Below are 18,893 nucleotides of genomic sequence, written 5' to 3' on the forward strand. Positions count from 1 at the left end.
GGAGACACCACGCACCATGAAGGAGGCCGCGATGCCGGGAGGCAGGCTCACCCAGCAGGAACGCCAGCAGATCGCGCTGGGACTGGCCGACGGCCTCGCCTACGCGGAGATCGCCAGGCGCCTCGACCGCCCCACCTCGACGATCACGCGTGAGGTGATGCGCAACGGCGGCCCCACCGCCTACCGCGCCGACCTGGCTCACCGCGCCACCGAGCGCCGCGCCCACCGCCGCAGGCAGATCGTGCCCCGGGACCCGAACACGCCCCCGCAGCCCCACGGACGCGACGCCGAGGCCGTGCGCGAGTACGAGGAGACGTTCACCACCCTCCTCATGCAACAGGGCCTGCCCAAGATGATGGCCCGGGCGCTGACCTGCCTGTTCGTCACCGACGCGGGCAGCCTCACCGCGTCCGAGCTGGTCGAGCGCCTCCAGGTCAGCCCGGCGTCCGTCTCCAAGGCGATCGCGTTCCTCGAGAGCCAGGGCCTCATCCGCCGAGAACGCGACGAACGCCGCCGCGAGCGCTACCTCGTCGACGACGGCGTCTGGTACCAGTCGATGGTCGCCGCCGCCCGAGCCAACGCCCAGCTCGCCCAGACCGCCCGGCAGGGTGTCGGCGTCCTCGGCCCCGGCACCCCGGCCGCCGCCCGCCTCGAGAACATCGCCCGCTTCATGGACTTCGTCGGCGAGAGCATCGCCCGCGCCGCGGAGCAGGCCCGCGAGATCCTCTACGCGAAACCCGAGACGACCGCAGGCGGCACTGCCGACGCAAGCTCGGACGCCGGCTCCACCTCGGCCTAATCCCGGGGAAAGTCGTCGGTCTTGAGGACGAGGTCGACCACCGTTCCGGTCAGGTCGATGTCGGTGCCGAAGTCCACCGGCGTCCTCTTCTCGTAGTCGCCGTCCTTCGGGTCGGTGTAGACGTAGCACCGGCCCTGGTAGGGATCGGCGACGACGTAGACCGGGACCTCGGCGACCGCGTAGGCGATCTTCTTCGGACCGTAGTCGTTCGCGGCCGTGCCCTTGGAGATGACCTCGGCGACGAACTCGACGTCCTGGTACCGCCAGTGGCCTGTGTCGTCTTTCTTCGCCGAGTCGCTGAGCTTGGCGATGTCCGGGCAGAAGCCGTTCTCGTGGCCCGGGAAGTCGATCCTGACGTCCGAGAAGACCCTCACCTTCCTGCCGAACCGGTCTACAACGGACAAGAGGATCTCGCGGATGATTTCCCAGCGAGTGTCCCGCTGCGGCGTCATGAAGACGTATCCCTCGACGATCTCGACCCTGAATCCTTCGGGGACGGGCATCCGCTCGAGGCGCTCGAACCACTCGTCCAGGCGCTCGGTGTTGGCGTCGGCGTCGGCCATCTAGATCCTGTCTTCCAGGACGGTCATCGTGGCGCTCCTCCCCGGCTGCCCCACGGACAGATACAGCCGCGCGGTACAACGATACGCACCGTGACCAGGAGACGCCGGAAATCGGTCAGTCTGTTCCGGCCACGTACTGGTGCCCGATCCCCCACGCCTCCCACATCGCCCCCGCGAACGCCCCCGCCAGCTTGTGCTCGCCGCTCGCGTTCGGGTGGGTGCCGTCGTACGTGTCGATGTTGAAGTCGTACGACTCCGGTACCGACGCCAGCAGGAGTGGTGACGTCGGCTCGTCCAGGTCCGCCGCCGCCTTCGCCAGCAGTTCGTTGAAGAGGGTGACCTGGGCGGCGAAGGGCGGGTCCGTCTCCACGCGGACGTTCGGGATCACCGGGAGCAGCACCATGCGTATGCGCGGCTTGGCCGCCCGCGCCTGTGCGATGAAGGCCCGGACGTTCTCCGCCGTCTGCTCCGCGTTCGTGTAGAAGCCCAGGTCGATCAGGCCCAGGGAGACCAGGAGCACGTCCGCGCGGTGAGCGCGTACCGCCTCGCCGATCAGCGGAGTCATGTGCTGCCAGCCCTCGCCCCAGCCGGCCAGGTGGGCGCGCGGGAAGCCGGGGTCGGCGTAGGCGTACGACGTCGGGGCCTCGGCCACCTTGTCGTACAGCGTCTCGCGCGGGCCGACCAGCGTGAACGGGCCGCCGTACGTCCCGCACAGGTGCTGCCACAACCGGTAACGCCATGTGTGTTCGCCCGTGCTTCCGATCGTCATGGAGTCACCGACGGGCATGAACCTGAGCATCCGCTCATGATGGACGATCGCGGCGGTGGGTGGGGTGTGAGGCCCACCACGTACGGTCAACGCCCGGCGGGGATGGCACGCTTGCCTCATGCGTCGACCGGTCGCCCTGCTAGCCGGGGTTCTGCTCATGGGTGCCCTCGCCGTGCCCGCCTCCGCCGCCGACGGTGACGAGGGGTTCACGATCAAGGACCCCCGCATCACCGAGTCCAGCGGCCTCGCCGCCTCCCATCTTCACCCCGGCGTCTACTGGACGCACAACGACAGCGACGACGGGCCGTACATCTACGCCGTCGACAGCCGCACGGGGAAGACCGTCGCCACCGTCACCCTGCGGGGGGTCGGGACGCCGCGGGATGTGGAGGCCATCTCCATCGGGCCCGGCAATCAGATCTACGTCGGGGACATCGGGGACAATCTCGGGGGCTCATGGCCGTACGTGTGGATCTACAAGCTGCCCGAGCCCAAGGTGCTCGAGGATCAGACGATCCGTGCCACGCAGTACGTCGTGAAGTACTCCGACGGCGCCCGCGACGCCGAGTCGCTCGTCGTGCACCCGAAGACCGGGCGCGTCTACATCATCGACAAGAAGGAGAACGGCGGGCATTTGTACGAGGGGCCGGCCCGACTGTCCGCCTCCGGGACCAATGTGTTCAAGCCCGTCGCACCCGTCGACCTGTGGGCCACCGACGCCGCCTTCTCGCCCGACGGCACGCAACTCGCCGTACGGGGGTACTTCGGTGGGATCTACTACGACTGGAGCGGCGGCCACATCGAGCGTCGCGGGCGGCTCAACGTGCCCTTGCAGGGCCAGGGCGAGTCCGTCAGCTACTCCGCCGACGGGACCAAGCTGATGTTCGGCAGCGAGGGTGCCGGCAGTGCCGTGGAGGCTCAGGACGCGCCAGGAGGGGCCGGCAACAGCCCCAAGTCGCCTTCCGGAGGTGGGAGTTCCGCCGTGATTGGGGGCGGGGACAGCAGCGATCGGTTCAAGGTCGGTGCGGTCGCCGTCGCCGTTGCCGCCGTCGCCCTGTTCGGGCTGCGCCGGCGGCGGAGACGGGACTGAACCGGGTCACCGCTCCGGCGTCTTCGGCCTCGTTCGTGACCCGCACGGCCAGATGAGAGAAGGGCGCCCGGTGAGCACCGGGCGCCCTTCACCGTCGTACGGCGACGAACGCGGTCAGAGCTTCTCGATCACGAAGTCGACGCACTTGGTCAGGGCCTCGACGTCGGCCGGGTCGATCGCCGGGAACATCGCGATGCGCAGCTGGTTGCGGCCGAGCTTGCGGTACGGCTCGGTGTCGACGATGCCGTTGGCGCGCAGCACCTTTGCGACGGCCGCCGCGTCGATGTCGTCGGCGAAGTCGATCGTGCCGATGACCTGCGAACGCTTCGCCGGGTCGGTGACGAACGGGGTGGCGTACTTCGACTCTTCCGCCCAGGAGTACAGACGGGTCGAGGAGTCCTTGGTACGGGCCGTCGACCACGCCAGACCGCCCTGGCCGTTGAGCCACTCCAGCTGCTGGTTCAGCAGGAAGAGGGTGGCGAGGGCCGGGGTGTTGTACGTCTGGTTCTTGCGGGAGTTGTCGATCGCCGTCGGGAGGCTGAAGAACTCCGGGACGTGGCGGCCGGACGCGTGGATCCGCTCGGCCCGCTCGATCGCGGCCGGGGAGAAGACGCCGATCCACAGGCCGCCGTCGGAGGCGAAGGACTTCTGCGGGGCGAAGTAGTAGACGTCCGTCTCGGCGACGTCGACCGGGAGGCCGCCCGCGCCGGAGGTGGCGTCGACCAGGACGAGGGCGCCCTCGTCGGCGCCGGCCACGCGCTTGATCGGCATGGCGACACCGGTCGAGGTCTCGTTGTGCGTGAAGGCGTAGACGTCGACGCCCGCCTCGGCCTGCGCCTCCGGGTGGGTGCCCGGGTCGGTGGCGATGACGGTCGGCTCGGCCAGCCAGGGGGCGAGCTTGGCCGCCTTGGCGAACTTGGAGGAGAACTCGCCGAAGCTGAGGTGCTGCGACTTGTTCTCGATCAGGCCGTGGGTGGCGATGTCCCAGAACGCGGTGGAGCCGCCGTTGCCGAGGATCACCTCGTAGCCGTCCGGGAGGGAGAACAGGGAGGCGATGCCCTCGCGGACCTGGCCGACCAGGTTCTTCACCGGGGCCTGCCGGTGGGAGGTGCCGATGAGGGACGTACCGGTCGCGGCGAGGGCGTCCAGCGCCTCCGTCCGCACCTTGGAGGGACCCGCGCCGAAACGTCCGTCCGCGGGCTTGATGTCAGAGGGAATCCGGATCTCAGCCACGACTGGAGACTAGCCGTTGGGGGAAATCTGGGCGAAACCTCGTCCGGCGGGTGAGACGGCGTTTGGGTGACTGTCCCTGGGGGGCCGCGGCTCCCGGACCCCCGCGTCGGCCTGAACGGTCTCGTCCTGGAACGCCGACGGGCTGTTGAGTGGACCCACGGACGGGTTGTTGAGTGGACGTATGTCGGAAATCAATGCGGAACTGCGCGCGGCCGTCCGGGGCGAGGTCGCGTTCGACGTGACCTCCCGGGCACTTGTCACCATGGACGCGTCCAACTACCGGCGTGTCCCGGCGGGGGTGGTCGCGCCCCGCGATGCCGACGACGTGGCCGCCGTACTGGAGATCTGCCGCAGACACGGCGTACCGGTGGTCGCGCGGGGCGGGGGGACGTCGATCGCCGGGCAGGCCACCGGCACAGGCGTGGTGCTCGACTTCACGCGGCACATGAACCGGCTCCTGGAGATCGACCCCGGCACGCGTACGGCCGTCGTCCAGCCGGGGCTGGTCCTCGACCGGCTCCAGGAGGCGGCCGCCCCGCACGGGCTGCGGTTCGGCCCCGACCCCTCCACCCACGGCCGGTGCACGCTCGGCGGGATGATCGGCAACAACTCGTGCGGGTCGCACTCGGTTGCCTGGGGTACCACGGCCGACAGCGTGCGGGAGCTGGCCGTGGTGACCGCGCGCGGACAGCGGCTGTGGCTCGGGCAGGACTGGGCCGGGGCTCCGGAAGGGCTGCGGGCGCTTGTGGAAGGCGAGTTGGCGCTCCTGCGCACCGGCTTCCCGGAGCTGCCGCGCCGTATCTCCGGGTACGCGCTGGACGCCCTGCTCCCCGAGAAGGGCGCCGACGTCGCCCGCTCGTTCTGCGGCTCGGAGGGCACCCTGGGCGTGCTCACCGAAGCGGTCGTACGGCTCGTCGAGGCGCCACGCGCGCGTGCGCTCGCCGTGCTCGGGTACGCCGACGAGAGCGCGGCCGCCGACGCCGCGGCCGGTCTGCTCCCGCACGGACCGCTGACCGTGGAGGGCATGGCGGCCGACCTGGTGCCGTCCGCCGCCGGGCTGCCCCGGGGCGGGGCCTGGCTGTTCGTGGAGACCGGTGGGGAGACGGCGGACGAGGCACGCGCGGGTGCGGAGGCGATCGTCCGCGCGGCCGACGTCGTGGACGCGGCGATCGTGACCGACCGCGCCGCCCAGCGCACCCTGTGGCGCGTCCGGGAGGACGCGAGCGGTACGGCGACCCGGATGCCGGACGGCAGCGAGGCCTGGCCCGGCTGGGAGGACTGCGCCGTCCCGCCGGCCCGGCTCGGCGCGTATCTGCGAGACTTCCGGGCCCTGTTGTCGGCGCACGACCTGCGCGGAACGCCGTACGGCCACTTCGGTGACGGCTGCATCCACGTCCGCATCGACTTCGACCTGCTCACGGAGGCGGGGATCGGCCGGTTCCGGCGTTTCTCCGAGGAACTGGCCGACGTGGTGGTGGCGCACGGCGGTTCGCTGTCCGGGGAGCACGGGGACGGACAGGCCCGCGCCGAGCTGCTGCCGAAGATGTACGGCCCCGAGCTGGTCGCCCTGTTCGAGCGGGCCAAGCGGATCTGGGACCCGGACGACCTGCTCAACCCCGGCATGCTCGTCCGCCCGGCGCCCCTGGACACGAACCTCCGCTTCTCGGTCCTGCCCCGGGAGCCCGTGCCGGTCACCTTCGGCTACCCGGCCGACGGCGGCGACTTCTCGGCGGCGGTGCGCCGGTGCGTGGGGGTCGCCAAGTGCCGTACGCCATCGGCGGCCGGCTCCTCCGTCATGTGCCCCTCCTTCCGGGCGACCGGCGAGGAGGAGCACTCCACGCGCGGGCGGGCCCGGCTGCTGCACGAGATGCTCGCGGGCGAACTGGTCACGGACGGCTGGCGCTCGCCCGAGGTCCGGGACGCGCTGGACCTGTGCCTGTCCTGCAAGGGCTGCCGCTCGGACTGCCCGGTCGGCGTCGACATGGCCACGTACAAGGCCGAGTTCCTGCACCACCACTACGCCGGCCGACGACGGCCCGCCGCGCACTACGCGATGGGCCGGCTGCCGCTGTGGCTGCGCTGGGTGGCCCGGACCCGTACGGCGTCCCTGGTCAACGCTCTTGCCTCCGTACGGCCGTTGGCATCCCTGGCGAAGCGACTGGGCGGGATCGCACCCGAACGGGAGATTCCCAGGCTGGCGCGGGAGACGTTCAGCCGCTGGTGGCGCAGGCGCCGCCCGGCCCCGTCCGAGGGCGACCTGGTCGTGCTGTGGCCGGATACCTTCACCGAGCACCTCTCACCAGCGGTGGGCCGGGCGGCCGTACAGGTACTGGAAGCGGCGGGCCTGAAGGTGGCGCTGCCGCCGACCCTGCGCCTGTCCGCACCGCCGATCGGCGGCGGCAGGTCGGCTGCCAGGGATCCGCTGCGGGCCCTGGCCCGCCGGGACCGGGTCTGCTGCGGACTGACGTACCTCTCCACGGGCCAGCTCACCCACGCCCGCGCGGTGTTGCGCCGCACCCTCGACCTGATGGAGCCGGTACTGGAGGCCGGTGCACCGGTCGTCGTCCTGGAACCCAGCTGCGCGGCTGCCCTGCGCACCGACCTGCCCGAGCTGCTGCACGACGATCCCCGGGCCGCCCGGCTGGCGTCGGCCGTCGTCACCTTCGCCGAGGCACTCGAGCGGTACGCCCCCGGCTGGACCCCGCCCGCCGTGAACCGCCCCGTCGCCGGCCAGACCCACTGCCACCAGCACGCGGTCCTCGGCGACGACCCCGACCGCCGCCTGCGCCGAGCGGCGGGCCTGACCGGCGACCTGACCGGCGGCTGCTGCGGCCTCGCGGGCAACTTCGGCTTCGAGAAGGGGCACTACGAGGTCTCTACGGCCTGCGCGGAGGAACAGCTCCTGCCGTCGGTACGGGAGGCGGCGGAGGGGACGGTGGTCCTGGCGGACGGCTTCTCGTGCCGTACGCAGCTGGAGCAACTGGCCGGGATGCGTGGGCGGCACCTGGCGGAGGTACTGGCCGAGGCATTGGAACCGCAAAGGGACGGGCGCCTTTCCTGAGGAATCTCTCAGGTTTTTCGAGCAATTCCCAGTCATTCTCAGGGGATTCACAGTGGTTCTTTGCTCTTTTCGCGCTGTGTACGGGTGAACGGTGTGTACGTTTCTTGGTGTCGGGTTCCGGAAAAGGAATTCGGCACCACAGGAAAAACACGCGTACAGTGCGAACGAAGGAGAAGGAAATGAGCCTCAAGAAGCTCGCCCCGCTGCCCCCCAAGGCCAAGTCCAAGCAGCTTCCCCCGCCGCCGAAGCCGAAGGCGAAGAAGAAGCACCAGCCGAAGCCGCTGCCCGGCCAGCACCGCTGATCCGGCTGAGCGGGACGATCGGGGAGATCGGGACATGAAGGGGGCCGGCGGCGCGCCGCCGGCCCCCTTTCCGTCGGCCCGTTGGTGAATTCAGAGAATACCTGAGGAGAGAATGCGGGCATGTCGCACATGAATGAAGACGAAGAACCGGAACACGAGGGCGAGGATACGCCCACCATTCCCGCCCGTACCGCCTTCCGTCGTTTCTGGCCGCTGACCAGAGGCCTGCGCGGTTGGCTGCTGATCGTCTGGCTGTGCACGGTGATCGCCGCGCTCGCCGAGACCGGGGCGATTCTCCTCTTCAGCGAACTCACCGACAACGCCCTGCAGAAGGGCTCCCTGGCCGCCTTCTGGACCCCGGCCGCGCAGTGGCTGGGCATCGCGATCGTCGGCGCGCTCGTCGCGTACGCGGGCAACTCGCTCGCCGCGTGGACGACGGAACGCTTTGTGATGCGGCTGCGCGAGCACGTCTTCGACCACGTACAGCGGTTGCCGCCGCACTTCTTCCAACGGCACCGGCAGGGCGACCTGCTGTCCCGCCTGACCGGCGATGTCGAGGCGATCGAGACGATGGTCGTGTCCGGGCTGGTCGGCGCGGCGTCGGCCGCCTTCTCCGCCCTCTTCTACGCGGCCGCCGCGTTCTGGCTGCGCTGGGACCTGGCCGCCGCCACCTTCGTCCTCGCGCCCCTGTTCTGGCTGGCGGCCCGCCGCTTCTCCGGTTCCATCAGGGACGTCTCCCGCGCGGGCCGGGTCGCCGACGGTGCGATCACGTCGGTGGTCGAGGAGTCGCTGGGCAACATCGTGCTGACGCAGGCGTACGACCGGCGGGACGCGGAACGCCGGCGGCTCGGCGACGAGGCGAGGGCCTGGTTCCGCGCCTCGGTGCGCTCGTCCCGGCTGGGCGAGGCGTACGAGCAGCTCGTGCAGGTCATCGAGACGGTGTGCGTCCTCGCGGTGATCGGCATCGGTGCCTGGGAGATCTCCGCCGGCCGCATGACCCTCGGCCAACTCCTCGCCTTCGCCGCGTTCCTCGGCTACCTCTACCCGCCCGTGCGCGGCCTGGCCCAGCTCGGCCTCACGGTCACGGCGGCGACGGCGGGCGCCGAGCGGCTCATCGAGATCATGGACGCGCAGCCTTCGGTCACCGACCCGAGGCACCCGTCCGACACCGGCCGCCCCGACGGCACGGTCGAGGTGAGGGACGCCGGTTTCGCCTACCCCGGCGCGGACAGGGCAGCGGCCCCGGCCCTGCAGGGCCTGTCCTTCACGGTCGGTCCCGGCGAGCTGGCGATCGTCACCGGGCCGAGCGGCGCGGGCAAGTCCACGCTCTCCAAGCTCCTGCTCCGCTTCTACGACCCCGACTCCGGCGACATCCTCCTGGACGGCGTCCCACTGAGGGAGCTGCCGCTGGCCCGGCTGCGCGAGTACGTCACGCTGCTGCCCCAGGAGACCCTGGTCCTGCACGACACCGTCCGCGCGAACATCGCCTGCGGGCGGCCCGGTGCCGGCGAGCGGGCGATCGAGGAGGCGGCGCGGGCGGCGGACGCGCACGACTTCATCACGCGATTGCCGCAGGGCTACGACACCGGGGTCGACCCCAACTCGGCTCGCCTGTCCGGCGGCCAGCTCCAGCGGCTGGCCATCGCCCGCGCGCTGCTGCGCGACTCCCCGGTCCTGGTCCTGGACGAGCCGACGACGGGACTGGACGCGATGGCCGCGCGCCGGGTCGTCAAGCCGCTGCGCCGCCTGATGGCGGGCCGTACGACCGTCATGATCACCCACGACCTCAATCTCGCCCCCGACGCCGACCGCATCCTGGTCATCGACCGGGGCCGGGTCGTGGAGACGGGCCGGCACGAGGAACTGCTGACGAGGGGCGGCGCATACGCCAGGCTGCACCGGTCGCAGAACAACGCGGTGATGGACACGGGGGAGCTGCGGCTGCCGCTGACGTACGAGTCGTCGTACAGCTCGTAGTGGTGTGGGTCGTAGTGGTTCGGGTCGTGGTACGGCTCGATCTCAGCATCTAGGACAGTGGTGTAAAGGGTTCACACTCCTGACGAGGGTCTATTACCCTGGACTTGACAGTGCACTGAGATGCACGCTGACCCAAGCCGGCCCCAGGACGACCAGTGACGACCTCCACCAGTACGACCCCGACCAGTTCCACCCCGACCTCGCTCTCCCCGGCGCCGGTGGGTACACCGCGCCGTTTCGGCTCGCTGGGCCCGGTCGGGCTGGTGCTGGCCGGTGGGGTCTCCGTCCAGTTCGGCGGGGCGCTCGCCGTGACGCTGATGCCGCGCGCCGGTGCGCTCGGGGTGGTGACCCTGCGACTGCTCGCGGCGGCGGTGATCCTGCTGGTGGTCTGCCGGCCCCGGCTGCGCGGGCACTCGCGCATCGACTGGGGCACCGTGATCGTCTTCGGCGTCACGATGGGTGTGATGAACGGCCTCTTCTACGAGGCGGTCGCCCGCATCCCGCTCGGTCCCGCGGTGACCCTGGAGGTCCTGGGCCCGCTGGCCCTCTCGGTCCTGGCGTCCCGGCGAGCGGTCAATGCGGTGTGGGCGGGCCTCGCCCTGGCCGGCGTCTTCCTCCTGGGTGGCGGGGGCTTCGGCGAGCTGGACATGACGGGCGTGGGCTTCGCGCTCGGCGCGGGGGCGATGTGGGCGACGTACATCGTCTTCAGCGCCCGTACGGGCCGACGGTTCCCGCAGGCCGACGGGCTGGCGCTGGCCATGGCGGTGGCGGCGCTGCTGTTCCTGCCGCTGGGCATCGCGGAGGCGGGCGGCAAGCTCCTCAACCCCACGACCATCGCCCTGGGTTCATCGGTGGCGCTGCTGTCCTCGGTCCTCCCCTACACGCTCGAACTCCTCGCCCTACGCCGCCTCCCCGCGTCCACCTTCGCGATCCTGATGAGCCTGGAACCGGCGATTGCGGCGACGGCGGGCTTCCTGATCCTGGGACAGTCCCTTTCGGCCACGCAGGCAGCCGCGATCGCTCTGGTCATCGCGGCGAGCATGGGGGCGGTGCGGACTCAGGTGGGGCGGGGGAAAGCGGCCGGCTGAGGGGGTCCGCCGGTGGGGATGTGGCCTCGACCCGGGTGATTGGTGGTTTTGTGCCGCCCGGCCGGGGCGCCGGCCCGGCTGAGGTGGTTCTGGGGTGGCACAAACGCACCGATCACCGGTGCTGAGCCGTGGTGGCTCAGGCGAACTGGCCCACCTGGTAGTCGCCTGCGGGCTGCTGGACGATGACGTTCATGCGGTTGTAGGTGTTGATGAGGGCGATGAGGGAGACGAGGGCGGCGAGCTGGTCCTCGTCGTAGTGCTTGGCGGCGTCTGCCCAGGCCTCGTCCGTGACGCCGCCGGCCGCGTCGGCGATGCGGGTGCCCTGTTCGGCCAGTTCGAGGGCGGCGCGCTCGGCGTCGGTGAAGACCTTGGCTTCGCGCCAGGCGGCGATGAGGTTGAGGCGCTGCTGGGTCTCTCCGGCGTGGGCGGCGTCCTTGGTGTGCATGTCGGTGCAGAAACCGCAGCCGTTGATCTGGCTGGCGCGGATCTTCACTAGTTCCTGTGTGGCCGCGGGGAGGGTCGAGTCCGACACAGCCTTGCCGGCCGAGTTGATGTACTTCGCGAACTTGGCACCGACCTGGCTGCCGTACAGGTTGAGACGAGCGTCCATGGTGATCTCTCCTGGTCGTATCGACTGCTACACCCCCCTGACGAACCGACCGCCGAAGATGTGACAGCGCCGGCACCAGCAGTTCGGCACCGACCAAGAAGCAGGCGGCCCCACGGTCACTTCCCGGCGCGCGTAAGGCGGCCCACCCCCACGTCTCGTCCCACGTGAGGGTCGGCCCACCGCTAATTCATGCAAGCGCGCTTGATTGTTTCTGTCGGCGCTGCCATGCTCCCCCCCATGGCCGACCCGACGCCCGTGATCGACGACCTGCGTGTGGAAGGTGACGAACTCGATGCGCTCGTCGCCGATGTGAGCTCGGATCACTGGGTGCTGCCCACACCAGCACCCCGCTGGACCGTAGCCCACCAGATCGCTCACCTGGTCTGGACCGACCGCTCCGCCCTGCTGGCGGTCACCGATGCCGACGCGTTCCGTGAGCTGGTCGAGAAGGCGATCACCGCTCCCGACTCGTTCGTCGACGACGGCGCCGGGGAGGGCGCCCGACTCCCACCCCGGGAGCTGCTGTTGCGCTGGCGTACGGGGCGTGCCCGGCTCGAAGCCGCCCTGCGCTCCGCTCCACCCGGCGCTCGTTTCCCCTGGTACGGGCCGCCCATGTCCGCGGCCTCCATGGCCACCGCCCGCCTGATGGAGACCTGGGCGCACGGACTCGACATCGCGGACGCCCTCGGCGTGACCCGGCCCGTCACCGATCGCATCCGGCACATCGCCTGGCTCGGCGTCCGTACCCGTGACTTCGCCTTCGGGGTGCATGGCGAGCCGGTACCCGCCGAGCCGTTCCGGGTCGAACTGACCAGTCCCGTCGGCGCGTTGTGGGCCTATGGTCCCGAAGGCGCCCCCCAACGCGTCACCGGCCCCGCCCTCGACTTCTGTCTCCTCGTCACCCAGCGTGCCCATCGCGCCGACCTCGGTCTGCACGCCGAAGGGCCCGAAGCCGACCGGTGGCTCGACATCGCCCAGGCCTTCGCCGGGCCGCCCGGCAGTGGGCGTCCGCGGAAGCACAAGCAGCAGGAGAGCGGCGCATGAGCGGTCCGGCCGTGAGCCCCCTCCGCATAGGCAACGCCTCCGGTTTCTACGGCGATCGCTTCGACGCCCTCAGCGAGATGCTCACCGGCGGTGAACTCGACGTCCTCACCGGTGACTACCTCGCCGAGCTCACCATGCTGATCCTCGGACGGGACCGGCTGAAGGACCCGGGTGCCGGGTACGCCCGTACCTTTCTGCGGCAGTTGGAGGACTGTCTGGGGCTGGCCCAGGAACGGTCCGTCAAGATCGTGACCAACGCCGGCGGCCTCAACCCCGCCGGACTCGCCGATGCCGTAAGGAAGTTGGCCGAGCGGCTCGGCATACCCGTGCGGGTCGCCCATGTCGAGGGCGACGACCTCACCGCCGCTCACCCCGGCAGCCTCGCCGCGCACGCCTACCTCGGCGGGTTCGGGATCGCCGCCTGTCTGCGGGAGGGCGCCGAGGTCGTGGTCACCGGGCGCGTCACCGACGCCGCGCTCGTCACCGGGCCCGCCGCCGCCCACTTCGGCTGGGGGCCGGGGGAGTACGACCGGCTCGCGGGCGCCGTCGTCGCCGGGCACGTGCTGGAGTGCGGGACTCAGGCCACCGGCGGGAACTACGCGTTCTTCGCCGAGCACGGCATCCAGCAGCTGCGTCGGCCCGGGTTTCCGCTCGCCGAGATCCATGAGGACGGCAGCTCCGTCATCACCAAGCACGACGGAAGCGGCGGGTTCGTGGATGTCGGCACGGTCACCGCGCAGTTGTTGTACGAGACCGGCGGTGCGCGCTACGCCGGGCCCGATGTCACCGCCCGGCTCGACACGGTCCGGCTCAGCCGGGCCGGGGACGACCGGGTGCGGATCGAGGGGGTGCGCGGGGAAGCCCCGCCGCCCACTCTCAAGGTCGGACTCAACTGGCTCGGCGGTTTCCGTAACGAGGTCGTGTTCGTGCTCACCGGGCTCGACATCGAGGCCAAGGCCGCGCTCGTGAGGGACCAGATGAGCGACGCGCTCGCCAAGTCGGCGGCCGGCGAGGTGCGGTGGGATCTCGTTCGTTCCGATCGAGCCGACGCGGGCACCGAGGAGACGGCCAGTGCGCTGCTGCGGCTCGTCGTGCGGGATCCGGACCAGGAGGTCGTGGGGCGTGCGCTGAGCGGTGCCGCCATCGAGCTGGCGCTGGCCAGCTACCCCGGGTTCCATGTGCTCGCACCACCGGGGAAGAGCGCGCCGTACGGGGTCTTCGAGGATGTGTACGTCCCCCATGGTGCCGTCGGCCATGTGGCCGTCCTCCACGACGGGCGGAGGATTCCTGTGCCCCCTCCCCACGAATCCCGTCCGCTGGAGGCCGTCTCCGACGAGCCTTCCGCGCTCCCCGAGCCCTTGCCTTCCGGGTCCACCCGCCGTGCCCCCCTCGGCCTCGTCGCCGGCGCCCGCAGCGGGGACAAGGGCGGGAACGCCAACGTGGGGGTGTGGGTCCGGTCCGACGACGCCTGGCGGTGGCTCGTCCATGAGCTGACCGTCGAGCGGTTTCAGCAACTGCTCCCCGAGACCCGCTCGTTGGACGTCACCCGGCACGTCCTGCCCAACCTGCGCGCCCTCAACTTCGTCGCCGAGGGAATCCTCGGCGCCGGAGTCGCCGCCCAGCACCGTTTCGACCCGCAGGCCAAGGCCCTCGGCGAATGGCTGCGCTCCCGCCACCTGGAGATCCCGGAGACCCTGCTGTGACGGTTCTTTCGTCCGCCCTGGACACCGCGAGCCCCGAATACGCGACCCACCGCGAGGCCATGCTCGCCAAGCTCGCCGATCTCGACGCCGAGCACGTGAAGGCCCTCGCGGGCGGCGGCGAGAAGTACGTCGCCCGGCACCGGGGGCGCGGCAAGCTGCTCGCCCGTGAGCGCATCGAGTTGCTCCTCGACCCGGACACGCCGTTCCTCGAGCTGTCGCCGCTGGCCGCCTGGGGCAGCGAGTACACCGTCGGCGCCTCCGTCGTCACCGGCATCGGTGTCGTCGAGGGTGTGGAGTGCCTGATCACCGCCAACGATCCGACCGTGCGCGGCGGTGCCAGCAACCCCTGGACCCTGAAGAAGTCGCTGCGCGCCAACGACATCGCCCTCGCCAACCGGCTGCCCTGCATCAGCCTGGTGGAGTCGGGTGGCGCCGATCTGCCGTCGCAGAAGGAGATCTTCATCCCCGGCGGGGCGATCTTCCGTGACATCACCCGGCTGTCCGCCGCCGGGATTCCCACCGTCGCCGTCGTCTTCGGGAACTCCACCGCCGGCGGCGCCTACATCCCGGGCATGTCCGACCACGTGATCATGGTCAAGGAACGCGCCAAGGTGTTCCTCGGCGGGCCGCCGCTGGTGAAGATGGCGACCGGTGAGGAGAGCGACGACGAGTCGCTGGGCGGTGCCGAGATGCACGCGCGCGTGTCGGGGCTCGCGGACTACTTCGCCGTCGACGAGCCGGACGCGCTGCGGCAGGCCCGGCGGGTCGTCGCCCGGCTCAATCACCGCAAGGCGTACGACGATCCGGGGCCGGCCGAGCCTCCCAAGTACGACCCGGACGAACTGCTCGGCATCGTCCCCGGCGATCTCAAGATCCCCTTCGATCCGCGCGAGGTCGTCGCCCGGATCGTCGACGGCTCCGACTTCGACGAGTTCAAGCCGCTGTACGGAACCAGCCTGGTGACCGGCTGGGCGTCCCTGCACGGCCGTCCCGTCGGCATCCTCGCCAACGCGCAGGGCGTGCTGTTCAGCGAGGAGTCGCAGAAGGCCGCCCAGTTCATCCAGCTCGCCAACCAGCGCGACATCCCGCTGCTGTTCCTGCACAACACCACCGGCTACATGGTCGGCAAGGAGTACGAGCAGGGCGGGATCATCAAGCACGGCGCGATGATGATCAACGCGGTCAGCAACAGCCGTGTGCCGCATCTGTCCGTGCTCATGGGGGCCTCGTACGGCGCCGGGCACTACGGCATGTGCGGGCGGGCCTACGACCCGCGTTTCCTGTTCGCCTGGCCCAGCGCCAAGTCCGCCGTGATGGGCCCGCAGCAGCTCGCCGGCGTGCTGTCGATCGTCGCCCGCCAGTCGGCCGCCGCGAAGGGGCAACCGTACGACGAGGACGCCGACGCGGCGCTGCGCGCCATGGTGGAGCAGCAGATCGAGTCCGAGTCGCTGCCGATGTTCCTGTCCGGGCGGCTCTACGACGACGGCGTCATCGACCCGCGCGACACCCGCACCGTCCTCGGCCTGTGCCTGTCCGCCATCCACACGGCTCCCTACGAGGGCGCGCGTGGTGGCTTCGGCGTCTTCCGGATGTGAGGCTCATGATGTCGACCCTGCTCGTCGCCAACCGCGGCGAGATCGCCTGCCGGATCTTCCGCACCTGTGGTGAGTTGGGAATCCGGACGGTCGCCGTGTACTCGGACGCCGACGAGAACGCCCTCCACACGCGCGTGGCCGACACGGCGGTACGGCTGCCGGGTGCGACGCCCGCCGAGACGTATCTGCGCGGTGATCTGATCGTGAAGGCGGCCGTCGTCGCGGGTGCGGACGCCGTGCATCCCGGCTACGGGTTCCTGTCGGAGAACGCCGGCTTCGCTCGTGCCGTCCTCGACGCCGGACTGGTGTGGATCGGGCCGCCCCCGGAGGCCATCGAGGCCATGGCGTCCAAGACGCGCGCCAAGGAGCTGATGGGGATCGCACCGCTCGGCGAGGTCACCGGGGCCGATCTGCCGGTGCTCGTGAAGGCGGCCGCGGGCGGCGGCGGGCGCGGGATGCGGATCGTGCGCCGGCTCGAGGAGCTCGACGGCGCCCTGGAGGGCGCGCGGGCCGAGGCCGCGAGCGCCTTCGGGGACGGTGAGGTGTTCGTCGAGCCATACCTCGGCGGCGACGCGCACGGCAGGCACGTCGAGGTGCAGGTCCTCGCCGACACGCACGGCACCGTGTGGACGCTCGGCACCCGTGACTGCTCGCTCCAGCGCCGCCACCAGAAGGTGATCGAGGAGGCGCCCGCACCGGGGCTCGATTCCCGAATCACCTCCGAGCTGTACGAGATGGCCGAGCGCGCCGCCCGTGCCGTCGACTACGTGGGCGCCGGCACCGTCGAGTTCCTCGTCTCCGACGGCACCGCCCACTTCCTGGAGATGAACACCCGTCTTCAGGTCGAACACCCCGTCACGGAGGCCGTGTTCGGCGTCGATCTGGTCGCGCTCCAGTTGCGCGTCGCCGAAGGCCACGCGCTCGAGAAGGAGCCGCCACGCGCGCGTGGCCACGCGATCGAGGCCCGCCTCTACGCCGAGGACCCGGCCCGCGACTGGGCCCCGCAGACCGGCACCCTGCACCGGCTCGCCGTACCGGACGGGGTTCGTCTCGACACCGGCTACACCGACGGCGACGACATCGGCATCCACTACGACCCGATGCTCGCCAAGGCGGTCGCCCACGCGCCCACGCGCGCGGAGGCGGCCCGCAAGCTGTCGGGCGCGCTGGAGCGGGCTGCGGTGCACGGCCCGGTCACGAACCGGGATCTGCTCGTGCGGTCCCTGCGGCACGAGGAGTTCACGGCGGCCCGCATGGACACGGGCTTCTACGACCGCCACCTCGCCGGCCTCACCGCGCCCGCCCCGGACCCGTACGCCCCTCTGGCCGCCGCCCTCGCCGACGCGCACGGCCGCTCCCGCTTCGGCGGCTGGCGCAACCTGCCGTCGCAGCCGCAGGTCAAGCGGTACGCGAGCGCGGGTGAGGAACACGAGGTCCGCTACCGGCACACCAGGGACGGCCTGGCCGCCGACGGGGTGCGTGTCGTGCACGCCGACGGGCGTCTCGTCGTACTCGAAGTGGACGGTGTGCGGCGGACGTTCGACGTGGCGCGGTACGGCGACCAGGTGTACGTCAACGCGACCGCCCTCACCGCCCTGCCGCGCTTCCCAGATCCGGCCGCACAGCTCGCCCCCGGCTCCCTGCTCGCCCCGATGCCCGGCACGGTCGTCCGTATCGCCGAAGGCCTGACGGACGGAGCCTTCGTCGAGGCCGGCCGGCCGCTCATCTGGCTGGAGGCGATGAAGATGCAGCACCAGATCACCGCCCCGGCCACCGGCACGCTCACCGCCCTGCACGTCAAGCCGGGCCAGCAGGTCGAGCCGGGCATGTTGCTCGCCGTAGTGCAGGAAAACCGTTCCTAGGAGCCCTCATGACCAGCGTCATCGAATCCGACGAGCACAAGGCACTCCGCGAGGCCGTCTCCGCCCTCGGCAAGCGTTACGGCCGTGACTACATCCTGCGCACCATCGCCGAGGGCCGCCCGCCCACCGAACTCTGGGCGGACGCGGGCAAGCTCGGCTATCTGGGCGTCAACCTTCCCGAGGAGTACGGGGGCGGCGGCGGCGGTGTCGCAGAACTCTCCATTGTGCTTGAGGAGTTGGGAGCGGCGGGCTCTCCGCTCCTCATGCTCGTCGTCTCCCCGGCGATCTGCGGCACGGTGATCTCCCGTTTCGGCACCGAGGAGCAGAAGCGCGCCTGGCTGCCCGGACTCGCCGACGGCACCCGTCTGATGGCCTTCGGCATCACCGAGCCCGACGCCGGTTCCAACTCGCACCGCATCACCACCACCGCGCGCAAGGACGGCGCCGACTGGCTGCTGACCGGCCGCAAGGTGTTCATCTCCGGTGTCGACATCGCCGACGCCGTGCTGATCGTCGGCCGTACCGAGGACGCCCGCACCGGACGGCTCAAGCCGTGCCTGTTCATCGTCCCGCGCGACGCCGAGGGCTTCTCGCGACGGCAGATCGACATGGAACTCAACGCCGCCGAGAAGCAGTTCGAGCTGGTACTCGACGACGTACGGCTGCCGGCCGACGCGCTTGTAGGCGACGAGGACGCGGGACTGCTGCAGCTGTTCGCCGGGCTCAACCCCGAGCGGATCATGACGGCCGCGTTCGCCATCGGAATGGGGCGCTACGCGCTGTCCCGGGCCCTCGAGTACGCCCGCGACCGCACCGTCTGGAAGGCCCCCATCGGCGCCCACCAGGCCATCGCGCACCCCCTCGCGCAGGCGCACATCGACCTCGAACTGGCCCGCCTGATGATGCAGAAGGCCGCCCATCTGTACGACGCCGGGGACGACATCGGCGCAGGCGAGGCCGCCAACATGGCCAAGTACGCGGCCGGCGAGGCCTGTGTGAGGGCGGTCGACCAGGCCGTGCACACCCTCGGCGGCAACGGGCTCACCCGCGAGTTCGGTCTCGCCTCGCTGATAACGGCCGCGCGCGTGGCTCGTATTGCGCCGGTGAGCCGGGAGATGATTCTCAACTACGTCTCCCACCAGTCCCTGGGCCTGCCCAAGTCGTACTGAGCCGATCTCTTGCACCCGCCGCGCGCGA

15 protein-coding genes are annotated in these 18,893 nt (G+C 70.8%); 11 read left to right on the forward strand and 4 right to left on the reverse strand.

What is annotated here, in order from left to right; all coding sequences use genetic code 11:
- Positions 1 to 31: 31 nt before the first annotated feature.
- Positions 32 to 799, forward strand: coding sequence for a helix-turn-helix domain-containing protein (locus IEZ19_RS24080; protein WP_189313418.1), 768 nt, complete (start codon positions 32 to 34; stop codon positions 797 to 799).
- On the opposite strand, the gene IEZ19_RS24085 is transcribed toward IEZ19_RS24080, so the two are convergent.
- The gene (locus IEZ19_RS24085) at positions 796 to 1,362 is read right to left on the reverse strand and encodes a Uma2 family endonuclease (protein WP_189313358.1); all 567 of its coding nucleotides are present in this window, start codon (positions 1,360 to 1,362) and stop codon (positions 796 to 798) included. The two genes, IEZ19_RS24080 and IEZ19_RS24085, sit on opposite strands and share 4 nt — an antisense overlap.
- A 115-nt stretch (positions 1,363 to 1,477) precedes the next feature.
- The gene (locus IEZ19_RS24090) at positions 1,478 to 2,161 is read right to left on the reverse strand and encodes an SGNH/GDSL hydrolase family protein (RefSeq protein WP_189313359.1); all 684 of its coding nucleotides are present in this window, start codon (positions 2,159 to 2,161) and stop codon (positions 1,478 to 1,480) included.
- Positions 2,162 to 2,249: 88 nt separating this feature from the next.
- Between IEZ19_RS24090 and IEZ19_RS24095 the strand changes: the two genes are divergently transcribed.
- The gene (locus tag IEZ19_RS24095) at positions 2,250 to 3,221 is read left to right on the forward strand and encodes a TolB-like translocation protein (RefSeq protein WP_189313360.1); all 972 of its coding nucleotides are present in this window, start codon (positions 2,250 to 2,252) and stop codon (positions 3,219 to 3,221) included.
- Positions 3,222 to 3,335: 114 nt separating this feature from the next.
- Here the strand turns inward: IEZ19_RS24095 and serC are convergent, their stop codons facing one another.
- Positions 3,336 to 4,454: a phosphoserine transaminase gene (gene serC / locus IEZ19_RS24100; protein WP_189313361.1), complete on the reverse strand. Its 1,119-nt coding sequence runs from the start codon at positions 4,452 to 4,454 to the stop codon at positions 3,336 to 3,338.
- 181 nt (positions 4,455 to 4,635) lie between these two features.
- Between serC and IEZ19_RS24105 the strand changes: the two genes are divergently transcribed.
- The 4 genes from IEZ19_RS24105 (at position 4,636) to IEZ19_RS24115 (ending at position 10,882) form a co-directional block, all read left to right on the forward strand.
- Entirely contained in the window at positions 4,636 to 7,515 is a 2,880-nt protein-coding gene (locus tag IEZ19_RS24105; protein WP_189313362.1) for an FAD-binding and (Fe-S)-binding domain-containing protein, read from the forward strand.
- Between the two features lie 179 nt (positions 7,516 to 7,694).
- On the forward strand, positions 7,695 to 7,817 hold the full coding sequence (locus tag IEZ19_RS52630) for a hypothetical protein (RefSeq protein ID WP_268248660.1): 123 nt from the start codon (positions 7,695 to 7,697) through the stop codon (positions 7,815 to 7,817).
- A gap of 129 nt (positions 7,818 to 7,946) precedes the next feature.
- Positions 7,947 to 9,794, forward strand: coding sequence for an ABC transporter ATP-binding protein (locus IEZ19_RS24110; protein ID WP_229840679.1), 1,848 nt, complete (start codon positions 7,947 to 7,949; stop codon positions 9,792 to 9,794).
- 155 nt (positions 9,795 to 9,949) lie between these two features.
- A complete protein-coding gene (locus tag IEZ19_RS24115) occupies positions 9,950 to 10,882 on the forward strand; it encodes an EamA family transporter (protein WP_189313364.1) in 933 nt (310 codons plus the stop codon).
- 136 nt (positions 10,883 to 11,018) lie between these two features.
- Here IEZ19_RS24115 and IEZ19_RS24120 read toward each other — a convergent pair whose 3' ends face one another.
- Positions 11,019 to 11,492 carry a carboxymuconolactone decarboxylase family protein gene (locus tag IEZ19_RS24120; protein ID WP_189313365.1) on the reverse strand — a complete coding sequence of 158 codons (474 nt, stop codon included), beginning with the start codon at positions 11,490 to 11,492 and terminating at the stop codon, positions 11,019 to 11,021.
- Between the two features lie 237 nt (positions 11,493 to 11,729).
- Between IEZ19_RS24120 and IEZ19_RS24125 the strand changes: the two genes are divergently transcribed.
- From IEZ19_RS24125 to IEZ19_RS24145, 5 genes are read left to right on the forward strand one after another with little or no spacing between them, the layout of a single operon-like run.
- Positions 11,730 to 12,536, forward strand: coding sequence for a TIGR03084 family metal-binding protein (locus IEZ19_RS24125; protein ID WP_189313366.1), 807 nt, complete (start codon positions 11,730 to 11,732; stop codon positions 12,534 to 12,536).
- Complete coding sequence (locus tag IEZ19_RS24130; RefSeq protein WP_189313367.1) at positions 12,533 to 14,239, forward strand: acyclic terpene utilization AtuA family protein; 1,707 nt, start codon at positions 12,533 to 12,535, stop codon at positions 14,237 to 14,239. Before IEZ19_RS24125 ends, IEZ19_RS24130 begins: the two co-directional genes overlap by 4 nt.
- Positions 14,236 to 15,834 carry an acyl-CoA carboxylase subunit beta gene (locus IEZ19_RS24135; RefSeq protein ID WP_189313368.1) on the forward strand — a complete coding sequence of 533 codons (1,599 nt, stop codon included), beginning with the start codon at positions 14,236 to 14,238 and terminating at the stop codon, positions 15,832 to 15,834. The genes IEZ19_RS24130 and IEZ19_RS24135 overlap by 4 nt, the downstream gene beginning before the upstream one ends.
- Positions 15,835 to 15,839: 5 nt before the next feature.
- Positions 15,840 to 17,696 (forward strand): acetyl/propionyl/methylcrotonyl-CoA carboxylase subunit alpha, encoded by a 1,857-nt coding sequence (locus tag IEZ19_RS24140; protein ID WP_189313369.1) that lies wholly within the window; start codon positions 15,840 to 15,842, stop codon positions 17,694 to 17,696.
- An 8-nt stretch (positions 17,697 to 17,704) separates the two neighbouring features.
- Positions 17,705 to 18,865 carry an acyl-CoA dehydrogenase family protein gene (locus tag IEZ19_RS24145; RefSeq protein WP_189313370.1) on the forward strand — a complete coding sequence of 387 codons (1,161 nt, stop codon included), beginning with the start codon at positions 17,705 to 17,707 and terminating at the stop codon, positions 18,863 to 18,865.
- Positions 18,866 to 18,893 lie beyond the last annotated feature (28 nt).

The sequence above is a fragment of the Streptomyces brasiliensis genome, assembly GCF_014647875.1.
Classification (GTDB): domain Bacteria; phylum Actinomycetota; class Actinomycetes; order Streptomycetales; family Streptomycetaceae; genus Streptomyces; species Streptomyces brasiliensis.

Coding starts and splice junctions, on each gene's coding strand:
- IEZ19_RS24120 (WP_189313365.1), bottom strand. CDS start 11,492: ATGGACGCTCGTCTCAACCTGTACGGCAGCCAGGTCGGTGCCAAGTTC.
- IEZ19_RS24125 (WP_189313366.1), top strand. CDS start 11,730: ATGGCCGACCCGACGCCCGTGATCGACGACCTGCGTGTGGAAGGTGAC.
- IEZ19_RS24145 (WP_189313370.1), top strand. CDS start 17,705: ATGACCAGCGTCATCGAATCCGACGAGCACAAGGCACTCCGCGAGGCC.
- IEZ19_RS24130 (WP_189313367.1), top strand. CDS start 12,533: ATGAGCGGTCCGGCCGTGAGCCCCCTCCGCATAGGCAACGCCTCCGGT.
- IEZ19_RS24090 (WP_189313359.1), bottom strand. CDS start 2,161: ATGCTCAGGTTCATGCCCGTCGGTGACTCCATGACGATCGGAAGCACG.
- IEZ19_RS24095 (WP_189313360.1), top strand. CDS start 2,250: ATGCGTCGACCGGTCGCCCTGCTAGCCGGGGTTCTGCTCATGGGTGCC.
- IEZ19_RS52630 (WP_268248660.1), top strand. CDS start 7,695: ATGAGCCTCAAGAAGCTCGCCCCGCTGCCCCCCAAGGCCAAGTCCAAG.
- IEZ19_RS24085 (WP_189313358.1), bottom strand. CDS start 1,362: ATGGCCGACGCCGACGCCAACACCGAGCGCCTGGACGAGTGGTTCGAG.
- IEZ19_RS24105 (WP_189313362.1), top strand. CDS start 4,636: ATGTCGGAAATCAATGCGGAACTGCGCGCGGCCGTCCGGGGCGAGGTC.
- IEZ19_RS24140 (WP_189313369.1), top strand. CDS start 15,840: ATGATGTCGACCCTGCTCGTCGCCAACCGCGGCGAGATCGCCTGCCGG.
- IEZ19_RS24110 (WP_229840679.1), top strand. CDS start 7,947: ATGAATGAAGACGAAGAACCGGAACACGAGGGCGAGGATACGCCCACC.
- IEZ19_RS24080 (WP_189313418.1), top strand. CDS start 32: ATGCCGGGAGGCAGGCTCACCCAGCAGGAACGCCAGCAGATCGCGCTG.